Genomic DNA, 14,409 nt, shown 5'->3' on the forward strand with positions numbered 1-14,409 from the left:
TCTGAAGACACTGACCGGGAGCTACGTCTCGGGCATCAAACCCGACCTCCAATCGACGTACTCACTCACTTCGTGCGACCTCGTGTCGCACCTCATCTCGGCAGATCCGTGCACTCGGAGGGCCCGCACCTTCGATCTGACTGGCTGTGGCTGAGCGTCATCCGGCGTCTGAGCAGGTGACGCTTCGGCACGCTGAGGCGCGCGGAGCCGTGTGCGCGCCTATCGATGGTCGTTGTGGCGGTCATGGCTGACCCAGCAGAAGCGATGGATGTGTTGGCGGAGTTCCGCGGCCGGCCAAGCACGGCGGTGAGTTCGTCTTCGGTGACCCAGCCACCTGGGACGTCGAGCACGCGGTCACGGTCACAGACACCCGGCTCTACGGCCAGGTGAAGGCGCAGGCCTGGCACTGTCGGAGCCATCGGCCGCAGAGCACCGTGCGCCGGCGCGCGACCCGTCACCCCGCAGGGCTGCGCCCTCTCCGGCGACGGACTGTGTCGCCGGCGCTCCTGGGGCGACGACGCCGACGGCGCCCCGGCCGCACTCAGGGCCAACGGACCGCGCTCCCGGGAGCTGACCGCCATCACGATGGATAGGACCGAAGTGGATTATCCGTGTCAGACTGATCTGGTGACAACTTTCGACGACAGTACGCTCGCGCTTCTCGACGGACCGAACTTCGCCGTCGTGGCCACGCTGACCGCCAGCGGCGCTCCGCACACGTCCACCGTCTGGTATCTGCGCGACGGCGACGCGGTCCTCATCTCGGTGACCGCCGACAAGCTCAAGGCCCGCAATCTCGCCCGCGATCCGCGGATCAGCCTGACGGTGTCCGACCGCGCCAACCCCTACCACTCCGTCGACATCCGCGGCTCCGCGGTACTGGTCGATGACCCGGCGAAGACGCTGCCGGCCCGGCTGGCGGAGCGCTACCTCGGCGACGCCAACGCCAACCCGCCCGAGTCGGCCGAGATCAAGCGGCTGATCGTCCGTGTCACCCCGACGAAGGTCACCGAGTTCAAGGTCTCTGCGTGACCCATCTCAGCCCGGGACGCACGCGGCCCCGATGGAGATCGGGAGGGCCGGCCCGCTTGTCGCACCGGGTGCGACCAGCGGGTCCGTCCCGTCCTTTCTAACGCGCGGCCAGCTCGCCGAAGAGCTCCTCCCACTGCGCGACGATCACCGGCATCTCGTACCCCGCCGCGGTGACCCGCGCGCGCTCCCCCATCGCCGTGCGCTCGTCACCGTTTTTGATCAGCCGGGACAGGCCGGCCGCCAGGCCCGCCACGTCCTCGGCCGGGACGAGCAGCCCGTTCACGTGATCGTCCACCACGTCGGCCGGGCCGGTCGGGCAGTCGAACGCCACCACCGGCAGCCCGGTGCTCATCGCTTCGAGCAGCACCATCGGCAGCCCCTCCGTGCGCGAGCTCAGCGCGAAGATCGACGCCCGGGCGAACTCCGCGTCGAGAGTCCGGCTCAGCCCCCGCAGCCGCACCGAACCCTCCAGACCGCGCTCGGCGATCATCGCGGTCAGTTTCGGCCGCCATTTCCCCTCGCCGAACAGGTGCAGCTGCCAGTCCGGATGCTCCGCGTGCACCTGCGCGAACGCCTCCACCAGAAGGTCGAAACCCTTCTGCCGGCTCAGCCGCCCGGCGGCGGCCACGATCGGGGCACGCTCCCCTTCGGGTACGGGTGGACGGGCCGGAACGCCATTGGGAATGCGCACCACCCGGGCCGTGTCGCCCATCGCGTTCCGGTAGGAGCCGAGATCGGCACGAGTGAGTACCGTTACCGCGTCCAGGCGCGGATACGCCCGTACGATGGCGGTCTGCAGTGCCGGTCTGTAGCTGCCGAAATTCATGTGGTCCTGACCGATCCGGATCAGCCGCCGAGGGCCAAACCACGCCGACAGCAGGTTCAGCGCCGGCCGCGTGGTGATCAGCACGCCGTCCCGCTGCGCCCGCAGGTAACGGATCACCCGGACGTCGACATAGGGATCCCAGCGCTTGTACCGGAAGTCGCGCCCGTGCGGCAGCGGGTTGGGGAACCGCCGGGTCTTGCGCCAGAACCGCGAGTTGGTGCCCGGCGCGTCGGTGAATCGCGAGCCGTTGTCCCGCAGTCCGGTGAGGCAGACCAGCCGCACCCGGGGGTCGAGCGGCAGCTCCGGCTTCGGCCCGCTGCGGTAGACGCTCGCGATCTCGACGTCGTGGTTGGCACACAGCGCGTTCGCCTGATTGAAGACCGTGCGGATCGTGCCGCCGACCCCGTACGCGTTGTGCAAGATGTACCTGATGTTCACCCGCACAACCTATGGTGCGGCGTCAATGCCGGTTAATCAGTGAGACCGATCGATGGCAGTGACGGCCAATTCGGACAATTCCTTGCGGGCGTCGTCGGGCAGGCACGCGGCTTCGAGCGCGGACAGGGCCTCGTCCCGGCGTTCCCCGATCATCCGTTCCACCCGGGCCAGGGCGCCGGTCGCCACGATCATCTCGCGGAGCGTGGCGGCGCCCTCCTCGTCCAGGCCGGGATCGCCGAAGAGCAGCTCGAAGCGATCCCGCCGCGCGGACGGCAGCGCCTCGCGGGTCAGGGCGATCAGCACGGTCGGCTTGCCCTCCCGCAGGTCGTCCGCCGCCGGTTTGCCGGTGACCCGCGGATCGCCGAAGACGCCGAGCACGTCGTCCCGCAGCTGGAACGCGTCGCCGAGCGGGTCGCCGAAGGCCGCCAGCGCCTCGCCGAGCGCCTCGCCGCCGGCCAGCCGCGCGCCGATCTGCAGCGGCCGGGTGACCGTGTAGCGGGCGCCTTTGAGCCGGACCACGGTCAGCGCTGCCGACACCGTGGTGGCCGCGGCCGCGAGATCCAGGTACTGGCCGGCGATCACCTCGGTGCGCATCCGGGCGAGGATCGGGTGGGCGCCGGCGATCCGGTCCGGCGGCAGCCCGCACTCGTGGAACATCTGCTCGGCCCACGCCGCGCACAGGTCACCGCAGAGCAGCGCCGCGTGCCGGCCGAAAGCCGCTCCCCGCACGGCGAGCCGGCGGTGAACCGAGGGCTCGCCCCGCCGCCTGTCACTGTCGTCGATGATGTCGTCGTGGATCAGCGCGAACGCGTGGAACAGCTCCAGCGCGGCGGCCGCGACGATCACCTCGTCGGCGTCCGGCGCGCCCGCGCCACGCCACCCCCAGTAGCAGAACGCGGGCCGCAGCCGTTTCCCGCCGGCGAGCACGAAGCGGCGCAGCACGCCGAGCACGTCGTGCGGCGCCTGCGCCGGCCACTCGCCGCCGCGCTGATCGAGGAAGGCGGACAGGGCCGCGTCGACCCGGTCCCGGACGTCGTCGGTCATGTCGCCAGGTCCCTCACGTCGCCGGGTCTCTCATGTCGCCGGGTCTCTCATGTCGCCAGGTCCAGCAGGAAGTCCTTCACCTCGGTGGCGGCCAGCGCCGGGCGGGACGCGGCCGCCGACGAGCAGAGCAGCACCGGGGCGTCCTGCGGCGACGACGGGAGCCGCCCGTGCGACCCGCGCACGGCCTGCGCGCCGGCGTCCAGGCCGACCACGTTCATCAGGTACCGCATGCCGAGCTTCTTGCGGGCCAGGGCCACGGCGGCGCGGCGCTTGGCGGCGGACGGGGCGGCCGGGTCGAAGAACAGCTCCGCCGGGTCGTACCCGGGCTTGCGGTGGATCTCCACAAGGCGGGCGAAGTCCGGCGCGTCCGCGTCGCGCAGCCAGTAGTAGTAGGTGAACCAGGCGTCCGGGTCGGCGACCAGCACCAGCTCGCCCGAGCGCGGGTGGGCCAGCCCGAACCCGGCCTGGCCCTGCGCGTCCAGGACCTGGTCGACGCCGGGCAGCGCCGCGCAGATCTTCGCGACCGCCGCCACGTCGCGGGGTTCCCGGACGTAGACGTGGGCGATCTGGTGGTCGGCGACGGCGAACGCCCGCGAGGTCCACGGGTCGAGGTATTCCATGCCCGCCTGGGTATAGACGTTCAGCAGTCCCTCGGCGCGCAGGGCCCGGTTGATGTGGACCGGGCGGCTCACCTCGGTGATGCCGTATTCGGAGAGGACGACGACTGTCGCGTCCCGGGCGTATGCGGCGTTCAGCAACGGATCCAGAACGGCGTCGAGCTCAGCGGCGGCCTTCGATGCCTGCGGGGAGTCCGGGCCGTACCGCTGCAGGTCGTAGTCGAGATGCGGGACATAGACCAGGGTGAGATCGGGATCGTGGTCGGCCATGACCTTCGCGGCGGCCCGGCAGATCCACTGGGAGGAGGCCATTCCGGCGCCCGGGCCCCAATAGGTGAAGAGCGGGAAGGTGCCCAGGGAGTCGTGCAGCGCGTCGTGCAGGGCGGGCGGATCGGTGTAGCAGTCCGGTTCCTTGCGGCCGTCGGCGAAATAGATCGGCCGGGGCGTGACGGTCCAATCCACGTCGGCGCCCATCGCGTACCACCAGCAGACGTTGGCGACAGTGCTGCCGGGCCGCCGTCTCCGCAGCGCCTGCCACAGTTTCTCGCCGCCGACCAGCGCGTTGTGCTGACGCCAGAGGAACACTTCGCCGAGCTCCCGGAAATACCAGCCGTTGCCGACGATGCCGTGCCCGGACGGCGGTTCACCGGTCAGGAATGTGGACTGGGCGGAACAGGTGACGGCCGGCAGCACCGTACCCAAGGGGGCCTGGAATCCCCGGTCGGCGACCGCGCGCAGGCGTGGCATGTGGGCGAGCAGGCGCGGGGTGAGGCCGACGACGTCGAGCACCACGAGACGGGTCATCGGGCCGCCTCCGCGAGCATGAGTTCGGCGACAGCGAGTTCGGCGGCGATTCCGGCGGCCAAGGCCGCGTCGTCACCCGGCCGCTGCGCGGGCGGAAGAACCCCCCACGTGTAGGTCTCCACGTCGAAGTGGTCGCAGAACGGCAGCAATTCCCGGATCGCCGCCCGGGTCACCGCGACGGTCGAGGTGAGCGGCGCGGCGGGGGCCGCATGCAGGGGTACGTGGTAATGGACGCGCCACGGTCCGGGAAGACGCCGCTCGATGGCCTCGTCCAGATCGTCGGCCGCCGCACCGGACGCGCTGCGGGTCTGATGCAGAAACCGCGGCTCGACATAATCGCGCAGCACCCCGGCCGACGGTTCGGCCGTCTCCAGCGCCGCCGAGATCTGCACCTTCACGATCGGCGTCCCGGCACCGGTCAGCCGGGCGACCGCCGCGGCCGGGTCCTCCCAGGCGCAGGCCAGGTGGGCCAGGTCGACGCAGACGCCGATCCACTCGGTGTCCAGCCGGGAGACCAGATCGGCGGCCTGCGCGGTGGTCTCCACGACACATCCGGGCTCCGGCTCCAGACCGACGCGCACCGGCCGTCCGGCCGCGCCGGATATCTCCGCGAGGCCTTTCCCGAGTTCGTCGAATCGGCGCAGCGCGGCGTCCTCCCGGGTCGGGTCCCACGGCGTGCGCCACGCGAACGGCAGCGTGGAGATGGAACCGCGCGCGGCCCGGTCCGGCAGCAGATCCACCAGGATCCGGGCGAGATTCAGCGTGTAATCCCGGCGTTCCGGTGTGGTCCAGTCCGGGTGATAGACGGCGTGTTTGACCACCGGCGCCTGAAACGCGGCATAGGGAAAACCGTTGAGGGTGACCACCTCCAGACCACGGGCGTCCAGTTCGCGCCGCAACCGGCGGCGGGAATCGGGGGCGGCCGCGAGCTCGGCGGCGACCGGGGCGGCCAGCCACAACCCGATGCCGAGCACGTCGGTGTCGAGGTGGGAACGGATCCGCCGGGCGAACGTGTCGAATTGGCCGACGATCCCGTCGAGATCCTCCGCCGGGTGCACGTTGGTGCAATAGCTGAGATGCCGCATCAGCTGCCTCCGCGCAGAATCGAGTTGCCGGCGAAGGTCGCACCCGTCTCCGCCACGTCGACCCTCTCCTCGCCGGAGAGGTCCAGCCGCCCGGACTGGCTGAAGAACTCCACCGGATTACGCCACAGCACCCGATCGACATCGTCCTCGGTGAATCCGCCGGCCCGCATTTCCTCGGCCGTCCGGAGAGTGAGCAGCGGGTCGGAGCGGCCCCAGTCGGCTGCCGAATTCACCAGGACGCGATCCAGCCCGTACTCGGAGAGGATCTTCACCATGCGGTCCGGTGACATCTTCGTGTCCGGATATATCGAGAAACCTGCCCACAGACCGGCGTCCAGGGCCGGGGCGACGGTCAGCTCGTTGAGGTGGTCGAGCACCACCCGGCCCGGATCGATTCCGGACTCGCGGACCACGGCGATGCTGCGCTCGGTGCCCCGCGCCTTGTCCCGGTGCGGGGTGTGCACCAGGGCCGGCAGGTCGTGCTCGATCGCGAGGGCGAGCTGGGCGGCGAAGACCTCGTCCTCGTCGGCGGTCATCGAGTCGTACCCGATCTCCCCGACCGCGACCACGCCGTCCTTCGCCAGATATCGCGGCAGCAGATCGAGCACCGGCCGGCAGCGCCTGTCGTTGGCCTCCTTCGGGTTGAGCGCGATCGTCGCGTGGTGCCGGATGCCGAACTGGCTCGCCCGGAACGGCTCCCAGCCGATCAGCGAGTCGAAGTAGTCGGTGAACGATTCCGGTCCGGTGCGTGGCTGGCCGAGCCAGAACGCCGGCTCGACGACCGCGCGCACCCCGGCGGCGGCCATCCGCTCGTAGTCGTCGGTGGTACGGGAGGTCATGTGAATATGGGGATCGAAGATCCGCATCAGGCTCCCTTCAACTGCTCCAGCAATTCCTGAGCGTCGGCCGGGACGTCACGCCCGGCCGCTTTCCGTTCCTCGGCGAAAGCACCGAGCATCTCGGCCAATACGGCATCGGCGCGGTCGGGCAACCCGTCAACGGCGGTCAGCGGAATGCCCATGAACACGCATTTGAGGACCCCCTGCCGCCAGGTGGCGGCATCCAGTTGCCGGGCGGCCGGCCCGAGCGCGGCGGCGACCAGCCGGGTGTCGTTCGTGCGCAGCGCGTCGTGCAGCAATGACACCGTTTCGCCGGTCGCCGGAATCAGCGGCAGGGCTTTGAGCACCGCACGTTTCTCGTCCGCGTCGCCGTACCGGTAAAGGGTTTCCGCCTCGCCGGGAGCGGCCGAGAGCAGCAACGCACGCGCGACCTCGTCAGCGGTCCACCCCGGAGCGACCGGTTCCCGGCCGCAGCGGCGACCGGCCGCCGGGAACAGCGCGCCGACGGCGGCCGGATCAGAGGTGATCTTCGCAAGCGCGTCGTCGAGCCAGCCGTTCTCGCCGAGCGCCGCGCGCAGTTCCACCAGCCCGGTCATGCTGCCGCCTCCCTCTCATGCTGACGCCTTCCTCATGCCGACGCCTCCCTCAGTTGACGCCTCCCTCAGTTGACGCCTCCCTCAGTTGACGCCTTTCTCAGGAAGTCGATGGATCGGCGGGCCACCGCGGGCGCCGCGTGCGAGTGCCGGGGCAGCTCGACCGCGACCAGACCCCGGTAGCCGGCGGTCGCCAGGGCCGCCGTCACCGGCGGGAAGTCGATCTCGCCGTCGCCGAACTCCAGGTGCTCGTGCACCCCGCGGCGCATGTCGTCGATCTGCACGTTGACCAGGTACGGGCCGGCGTCGGCGACACAGTCGGGCACCGGGTTCGGCTCCAGGCAGCGGCAGTGCCCGATGTCCAGCGTGATGCCCAGTCCGGCCGGGCGGCCGAGGGCGGCGTGCAGGCGGTGCCAGCCGGCCAGGTCCTCGACGAGCATGCCGGGCTCGGGTTCGAACCCCAGGGTCACGCCGTGCTCGGCCGCATAGCGGACCACCTGGTCGCAGCCGCGGACCAATCGGTCCCAGGCATCGGGTACGCCCACCGGTGCGATGCCGGCCCAGAACGAGACCGCCTCCGCTCCGAGATCGGCGCCGATCCGCACGGCGCGGCGCAGGTACTCCAGGCGCGGGGCGGGGTCGTCGTGCATGAACGTCGGCGCGTGCTTGTGCCACGGGTCGAGCAGGTAGCGGGCCCCGGTCTCGATCACCACGGCGAGACCGAGCCGGTCGAGGTCGGCGGCGACCTCGGCGGTGCGCCGGGCCAGGTCCGGGGCGAACGGGTCGAGGTGGCAGGTGTCCAGGGTGAGCGCGACGCCGTCGTACCCGAGGTCGGCGATCACCCGGAGCGCCTCGGGGAGGCGGTGGTTGGCGAAGCCGTTGGTGCCGTATCCCAGTCTCATGTGGCCGGTCCCGTCGATCCTTGGTGGCTTCTCGTGCGCCCTTTCATGTGGCCTTTCATGTGGCCTTTCATGTGGCCTTTCATGTGGCCGACACCCGCTGGGTCAGGCGTTTCGCGAGGGGGGCCGCCGCGGCTACGGCCAGACCCGTGATCGGGGCGCCGGCCCGGGCGGTCAGGGCGCCTTGGAGCGGCGGCATCCCGGTGATCCCGGCGCCGACCGCGGCACGGAACCGGTTCGCGGAGGGTTCCGTGGCGGCGCGGGCCTGGGCGGTGCCGTACCAGGTGGCGTACCAGCCGGCGAGGGCCGTCGCGGTTCGCCCGGCCGTACCCCCGAAGGGTTTCGCGCACGCCGCGGCCAGGGCGACCGTCGCGGCCAAGGTGGCCGCCGGCAGGCCGGCGCCGCCGCCGGTGACCTCGCGCCGGGACAGGAGGGTGACCGTTGCGGTGTGCGCGGCCATCGTGAGAGCGGCCGGGACGGCGTCACGGATCCCGCCGGCTTCGCTGCCGCTTGCTCCCAGCAGCACATCCAAACCGCGGCAGAGAGCCATCATCGGTGGGCCGGCGGCGGTGTTCTTCGCCCACAGGTCGTAGATCCAGATCGCGCCGGCCAGGGGGACCGCCACCGCAGCGGCCCGGCGGCCGCCGGTGAGGGCGGCGATGCCCACGCCGGCCGCGGTGAGACCGGTGGCGACCGCGAGGGCGTGACCGGGAGTGATCCGGCCGGACGGGACCGGGCGTTCCGGGCGTTCCACCGCGTCCAGGTCGCGGTCGGCCCAGTCGTTGGCGGCCATTCCGGCCCAGTAGAGGCAGATCGACGCGGCGGCCAGCCCGGCCGTGCGCCGGTTGAGCCCACCGGCTGCCGCGGCGCCGGCTATCGCGTCGCCGGGGACGGAGAGGGCGGCGGGGGCGCGCACCAGCTCGGCGAGGTCGCGCCAGCGTGGTGCGCGGGGGCGCCAGCGTGGTGCGCGGGGGCGCCGGCTCGGTGGGCCGGGCCGCCGCTCTGGTCGGTCAGGCATCGTCCTCCTCCCGGCCTCCCGGCTCGGGGTTTCCCGGCGCGCGGCTCGCCGGCTCGGGGCTTGCCGGCACGGGGCCTGCCGGCACGGGGCCTGCCGGCACGGGGCCTGCCGGCACGCGGCTTGCCGGCTCGCGGCTTGCCGGCTCGCGGCTTGCCGGCTCGCGGCCTCCGAGGTCGCTGCTTGCCGGCGCGCGGCCTTCCAGGTCGCTGCTTCCCGGCTGGCTCAGGTCTCGGGCGAATCGGATCAGGTGGGCCCACTGGTCGGCGAGGCCGTGCGGGACGTCCCCGATCGGGTCCTTGAAGAAGAAGGCGAGTTCGGTGAGCGGACCGGATCGTCCGGCGGCGTGTGCCGCCGCGACCAGGCGTGCCAGGTCGAGCACGAGCGGGGCGGCCAGGGCCGAGTCGCAGCCGTGCCAGCTGAACTCCATCCGCATGCCGACGCCGAGGAAACCGGTGAACGTGATCAGGTCCCAGGCGGTCTTGAAGTCGCCGATGTCGTCGACGTACTCGATCCGGCTGTGCCCCTGCGGCTGGTACCCGAGGGTCTCCTTGAGCACCCGCTGCTTGCTGCCGGCCTTGGCGGCGTTCGCGGCCGGGTCGGCGAGGTTGGCGCCGTCGCCGCCGCCGAGCAGATTCGTGCCGGACCAGGACCGCACCCGCAGGTTTCGCATCATGAACATCGGCGCCAGCACCGACTTCACCAGGGTCTCCCCCGTCTTTCCGTCCCGGCCGCCGTAGGGCAGTCCGCGCTCGGCGGCGAGTTGTTCCAGGGCGGGCAGCCGCGCGCCGGTGGAGGGCGTGAAATCGACGAACGGACAACCCGCCCGGAACGCCGCATAAGCCGCGAGCGCGCTCGCCGGCAGGACCGGATCGGCGTCGCCCAGAGCCTCCTCGAGAGCGGCCAGATCGGCGTGCGCCGGGTGATCGGAAGCGGCCGCCTCGGTCGACGCCACATTGATCACGACGACCCGGTCGAGGCCGTGCCGATCACGGAATCCGGTGATGTCGGCGGCGATCAGTTCCGCGGTTTCCCGCTGCGTTGCGGCGACCGGCAACGCGCGGACCTCACGCTCCACGGACGCCAGATCGACACCCAGCGATGCGGTTAGTCCGGCCGGCAGGACGCCGGCGGCAGCGAGGGACTCCGCCTTCTTCACCACGGGTACGGCCGTGATGTCATGCCCACCGAACACCAGATCGGTCAGTCCGGGCAGGGCCGTGTCCCGCAGCGGCGGCGACTCGGTGACCATGCCGGCCGGTTCCGCCAGACCGGCCCGGACGGCCAGAGCCCCGACGACGCTGGTGACCGCGACCGATCCACGGGCACCCATCAACCACACTCCGATTCCCATCACGCCCTCCCCGTTGACGGCTCACCGCGAGAAATCGGTTTCGGTCAATCTTTCATGGGATGCGGCGTGAGTCCAGGGCAACACCGCTGGCACTTCGAGGCCAGTCACACCGGTCGCGGCGCGCGCGTGGGCGACGGCACACAGAAGCTCGAGCCAGCCGCGGCCAGGTCACACAGAAGCGTGAGCCAGCGGCCGTGCGGGCACACACAGGCGTGAGCCAGCGGCCGTGCGGGCACACAGAGGCGGTGCGTGTGCGCCCATCCTCGTCCGGGCGTGGACGAACGCGCACAGTGCCGTTGTGTGCGCCCTCATCCACGCCACGCCACGCCACACCAAGCCACGCCACACCAAGCCACGCCACACCAAGCCACGCCACACCAAGCCACGCCGACGGCTCACGGTGAACACTGGCGGGGCATGGGCTCACGGGGCCGAAAACTCGTACCCGATGGATGTCGAGAAACCCCGGGCGGCTCCGTCCCCGCTGTAGAACGTGACCAGAACGGGTCGCGGCTTGGATCGAGGAGAGACGTCATGGCTAAGTATCTGCTGCTCAAGCACTACCGGGGCGCTCCGGCGGCGATCAACGACGTGCCGATGGACAAGTGGAGTCCCGAGGAGATCTCGGCGCACATCCAGTACATGAGCGACTTCGCGCGGCGGCTGGAGGCGACCGGGGAGTTCGTCGCCGAGCAGGCGCTTCAACCGGCGGGCACGTGGGTGCGGTATGACGGTGAGGGGCGGCCGCCGGTGACCGACGGGCCGTTCGCGGAGACCAAGGACCTCATCGCCGGATGGATGCTGATCGATGTGGACAGTTGCGACCGGGCCCTGGAGCTGGCCGCCGAACTGTCGGCCGCGCCCGGCAAGGACGGGAAGCCGATCCACGAGTGGCTGGAGCTGCGTCCGATTCTGACCTCGCTGCCGACGATCACTGAGTGACCGCCGAGATCTCACGATGAACTACCGGGAGCTCACGCCGAGCGTGATCGGCGTCCTCGTCCGCCGCGGGGCCGACTTCGCGGCGGCCGAGGACGCCGTCCAGGACGCGCTCGTCGAGGCGGTGCGCACCTGGCCGGCCGACCCGCCGCGCGACCCCAAGGGGTGGCTCGTCACGGTGGCCTGGCGGCGGTTCCTCGACGCGACCCGGGCGGAGGCGGCGCGCCGGCGGCGGGAGGAGGCGGCCGGCGACGAGCCGGCGCCCGGTCCCGCCGCGGAAACCGATGACACGCTGCGGCTCTACTTCCTCTGCGCGCATCCGTCGCTGACCCCGGCGTCCGCCGTCGCGCTCACCCTGCGCGCGGTCGGCGGGCTGACCACGCGGCAGATCGCGGACGCCTACCTGGTGCCCGAGGCGACCATGGCGCAGCGGATCAGCCGGGCCAAGCGGACCGTGTCCGGCGTGCGGCTCGATCAGCCCGGCGACGTCGCCACGGTGCTGCGCGTGCTCTATCTGGTGTTCAACGAGGGGTACTCCGGCGACGTCGACCTGGCCGCCGAGGCGATCCGGCTCACCCGGCAGCTCGCGACCGTTATCGATCACCCTGAGGTGTCCGGGTTGCTCGCCCTCATGCTGCTGCACCACGCCCGGCGGGACGCGCGGATCGCCGCCGACGGCAGCCTCGTGCCGCTCGCCGCACAGGACCGCGGCCGCTGGGACACCGTGCTGATCGCCGAGGGTGTCGCGGTGCTGCAGACGGCGCTCAGCCGCGACCGGCTCGGCGAGTTCCAGGCGCAGGCCGCCATCGCGGCGCTGCACGCGGACGCGCAGGACGCGGCGGAGACCGACTGGGTGCAGATCGTGGAGTGGTACGACGAACTCGTGCGGCTCACCGGCAGCCCGATCGTGCGGCTCAACCGGGCGGTCGCGGTCGGTGAGGCGGACGGCGCGCGGGCCGGGCTGGCCGAGATCGCCACCCTTGACCCGTCGCTGCCGCGCTATCCGGCGGTCGCCGCCTACCTGCATGAACGTGACGGCGACCGGGAGACCGCGGCCCGGCTCTACACCGAGGCGGCGCACGCGGCGTCGAACGCCGCCGAGCGGGATCACCTGACCCGCCAGGCGGCGCGGCTCAACGCACGATGACTACCACGATGCCTTCCGTACGCCGGGAAGCTCCCCGCGCAACGCGAGTTCCCGGAATCGAACGCGTGACAGCCCGAATCTGCTGAGCACTCCCCGGGGCCGGCCGTCGATCTGATCGCGGCTGCGGCGCCGGCTCGGGCTGGAGTCGCGCGGCAGGGTGGCGAGGCGGCGCACCGCGGCGGCCCGGCCCTCCGGATCCGTGGCGATCGTCCGCTTCAGATCACGACGCCGCTCGGCGTACCGGTCCACCAGCTCGGCGCGGCGCTTCTCACGTTCGGTCAGGCTGCGGCGGGCCATCAGCGGTCCTTCCGGAAATCGACGCGGCGGCGCTGGACGTTCGGGTTCCAGCGGCGGCGGGTGCGGCGGTGCGAGTGGGACACGGCGTTGCCGAAGCTGGGCTTCGCGCCTGTCACGTCACAGATGTGGGACATGGTGGCAACTTTACAATGAAAATCATTGTCATTAGCAAGTTGAGGCAACAAGATAGGGGGTGTGAAGATCTCAGTCGCCCCCGCCGTCACCGTGCTGTCCGGGTTCAATCCGGGCACCGTGCAGGCGGCAGCCCGGGCTCTGCTCATCGCGGACCCGAACCTGGTGGCCGTGAGCCACTCCCTGACCGGCCTGCGCGACGGTGTCGTGCGGCGCACCGTCGAGTCCGCCGCCGGCATCGTCGAGCAGGTCGACGTCACACTGGAACACGGCTGTGTCTCCTGCACCCTGCGCGAGGACGTGCTGCCCACCCTGCTGCGCCTCGCCGACGAGCAGCCCGGCAGCGACATCCTGCTGGTCCTGCCGCCGGTCGTGGAGCCGGAAGCCGTCGCCACGGTCTGCGCGCACGCGACCGAGGCGCTGCGGTTCGACTCCTATGTGACAGTCGTCGACGCCGACGACTTCCTCGACGACCTGGCCAGCAGCGACGACCTGCGGGACCGGGACATGCACGCCGCCGAGGACGACCACCGCGCGGTCGCCGAGGTGGTCGTGCACCAGGTGGAGTTCGCCGACACCGTGCTGCTCTGGAGCCGTCCGGACACCGACCGGCTCGACCTGCAGCGGCTCGGCACCCTGGTGCACCGGCTCGCACCCTGGGCGGTCCAGGTCGCCACCGGCACCTCGCCGCTGCTGGACTGCGCCGGCCTCACCGCCGGTCTGCGCCGCACCGGGCGGCACGACCCGAACCGGCCCGGCATGCTCGGCCTGGCCCTGGAAGGACGGCAGATCGCCGTGCACGACGGGGAGAGCTCGGTCGTCTTCCGGGCCCGCCGCCCGTTCCACCCGCAGCGGCTGCACGACGCCCTGGAGAGCATCACCGAGCAGGCCCTGCGCGGCCGCGGGCAGCTGTGGATCGCCAGCCAGCCGGACGCCGTCGTCGCGTTCGAGGCGGCCGGCGGCGGGGTGAGCCTGGGCAGCCTCGGGTACTGGCTGGCCGCCCTGCCGGTCGAGCGCTGGACCGAGACCAGCGTCGAGCGCCGGCTCGCCGCCGACCTGGACTGGGACCCGTACTACGGCGACCGGCAGACCGTGCTCGCCCTGATCGGCTTCGAGCTGGACGCCGTGCGCCTGAACGCCCTGCTCAACGACTGCCTGCTGACCGACGCCGAGATCGCGGACGGCTTCGACGCCTGGCGTGCCTGGCCCGACCCGTTCGCCGGCTGCTTCCCCCTCACCGGCTCCCTCACCGGCTCCCTCACCGACGCACTCACCGGCAAGGAGCAGTAGTTACGAAGCTGGCTTTCAGCGCTGGCGCAGCGGGTTGCCGGCAGCGCTGAAAGCCAGC

Annotated in this window: 14 protein-coding genes and 1 pseudogene; 4 read left to right on the forward strand and 11 right to left on the reverse strand. The window is 71.5% G+C overall.

The window, feature by feature from the left end; genetic code table 11:
* Positions 1–627 precede the first annotated feature (627 nt).
* Positions 628–1,032, forward strand: coding sequence for a PPOX class F420-dependent oxidoreductase (locus AB0F72_RS34620; RefSeq protein ID WP_360440625.1), 405 nt, complete (start codon positions 628–630; stop codon positions 1,030–1,032).
* A gap of 97 nt (positions 1,033–1,129) precedes the next feature.
* Here AB0F72_RS34620 and AB0F72_RS34625 read toward each other — a convergent pair whose 3' ends face one another.
* The 9 genes from AB0F72_RS34625 to AB0F72_RS34665 all read right to left on the reverse strand — a co-directional run bounded on the left by AB0F72_RS34625 (position 1,130) and on the right by AB0F72_RS34665 (position 10,546).
* On the reverse strand, positions 1,130–2,296 hold the full coding sequence (locus AB0F72_RS34625) for a glycosyltransferase family 4 protein (RefSeq protein ID WP_360440628.1): 1,167 nt from the start codon (positions 2,294–2,296) through the stop codon (positions 1,130–1,132).
* 36 nt (positions 2,297–2,332) lie between these two features.
* Positions 2,333–3,340, reverse strand: coding sequence for a polyprenyl synthetase family protein (locus tag AB0F72_RS34630; protein ID WP_360440631.1), 1,008 nt, complete (start codon positions 3,338–3,340; stop codon positions 2,333–2,335).
* Positions 3,341–3,387: 47 nt separating this feature from the next.
* On the reverse strand, positions 3,388–4,761 hold the full coding sequence (locus AB0F72_RS34635) for a nucleotide pyrophosphatase/phosphodiesterase family protein (RefSeq protein ID WP_360440634.1): 1,374 nt from the start codon (positions 4,759–4,761) through the stop codon (positions 3,388–3,390).
* Positions 4,758–5,846, reverse strand: a complete 1,089-nt coding sequence (eboE, locus tag AB0F72_RS34640) for a metabolite traffic protein EboE (protein ID WP_360440637.1) — start codon at positions 5,844–5,846, stop codon at positions 4,758–4,760. Before eboE ends, AB0F72_RS34635 begins: the two co-directional genes overlap by 4 nt.
* Positions 5,846–6,712: a TatD family hydrolase gene (locus tag AB0F72_RS34645; RefSeq protein ID WP_360440640.1), complete on the reverse strand. Its 867-nt coding sequence runs from the start codon at positions 6,710–6,712 to the stop codon at positions 5,846–5,848. The genes eboE and AB0F72_RS34645 overlap by 1 nt, the downstream gene beginning before the upstream one ends.
* Positions 6,712–7,281 carry an EboA domain-containing protein gene (locus AB0F72_RS34650; RefSeq protein WP_360440643.1) on the reverse strand — a complete coding sequence of 190 codons (570 nt, stop codon included), beginning with the start codon at positions 7,279–7,281 and terminating at the stop codon, positions 6,712–6,714. Before AB0F72_RS34650 ends, AB0F72_RS34645 begins: the two co-directional genes overlap by 1 nt.
* 65 nt (positions 7,282–7,346) lie before the next feature.
* On the reverse strand, positions 7,347–8,180 hold the full coding sequence (locus AB0F72_RS34655) for a sugar phosphate isomerase/epimerase family protein (RefSeq protein ID WP_360440646.1): 834 nt from the start codon (positions 8,178–8,180) through the stop codon (positions 7,347–7,349).
* A gap of 79 nt (positions 8,181–8,259) precedes the next feature.
* Positions 8,260–9,195 carry an SCO3242 family prenyltransferase gene (locus AB0F72_RS34660; RefSeq protein WP_360440649.1) on the reverse strand — a complete coding sequence of 312 codons (936 nt, stop codon included), beginning with the start codon at positions 9,193–9,195 and terminating at the stop codon, positions 8,260–8,262.
* Complete coding sequence (locus tag AB0F72_RS34665) at positions 9,188–10,546, reverse strand: inositol-3-phosphate synthase (RefSeq protein WP_360440652.1); 1,359 nt, start codon at positions 10,544–10,546, stop codon at positions 9,188–9,190. The genes AB0F72_RS34660 and AB0F72_RS34665 overlap by 8 nt, the downstream gene beginning before the upstream one ends.
* A 534-nt stretch (positions 10,547–11,080) precedes the next feature.
* Here AB0F72_RS34665 and AB0F72_RS34670 point away from each other — a divergent pair.
* Together AB0F72_RS34670 and AB0F72_RS34675 are read left to right on the forward strand one after the other, a co-directional pair.
* Complete coding sequence (locus AB0F72_RS34670) at positions 11,081–11,488, forward strand: YciI family protein (RefSeq protein WP_360440655.1); 408 nt, start codon at positions 11,081–11,083, stop codon at positions 11,486–11,488.
* A 16-nt stretch (positions 11,489–11,504) separates the two neighbouring features.
* The gene (locus AB0F72_RS34675) at positions 11,505–12,632 is read left to right on the forward strand and encodes a DUF6596 domain-containing protein (protein ID WP_360440658.1); all 1,128 of its coding nucleotides are present in this window, start codon (positions 11,505–11,507) and stop codon (positions 12,630–12,632) included.
* Here AB0F72_RS34675 and rpsN read toward each other — a convergent pair whose 3' ends face one another.
* Both rpsN and rpmB read right to left on the reverse strand, forming a co-directional pair.
* Complete coding sequence (gene rpsN / locus AB0F72_RS34680) at positions 12,633–12,929, reverse strand: 30S ribosomal protein S14 (RefSeq protein ID WP_360440661.1); 297 nt, start codon at positions 12,927–12,929, stop codon at positions 12,633–12,635.
* 23 nt (positions 12,930–12,952) lie between these two features.
* Positions 12,953–13,063: pseudogene (gene rpmB / locus AB0F72_RS34685) on the reverse strand (50S ribosomal protein L28); the annotation flags it as partial.
* A 61-nt stretch (positions 13,064–13,124) separates the two neighbouring features.
* Here rpmB and AB0F72_RS34690 point away from each other — a divergent pair.
* The gene (locus AB0F72_RS34690; protein ID WP_360440664.1) at positions 13,125–14,351 is read left to right on the forward strand and encodes a GTP-binding protein; all 1,227 of its coding nucleotides are present in this window, start codon (positions 13,125–13,127) and stop codon (positions 14,349–14,351) included.
* The last annotated feature ends 58 nt before the right edge of the window (positions 14,352–14,409 follow it).

It is taken from the genome of Actinoplanes sp. NPDC023936 (assembly GCF_040639325.1).
Taxonomy (GTDB): Bacteria; Actinomycetota; Actinomycetes; order Mycobacteriales; family Micromonosporaceae; genus Actinoplanes.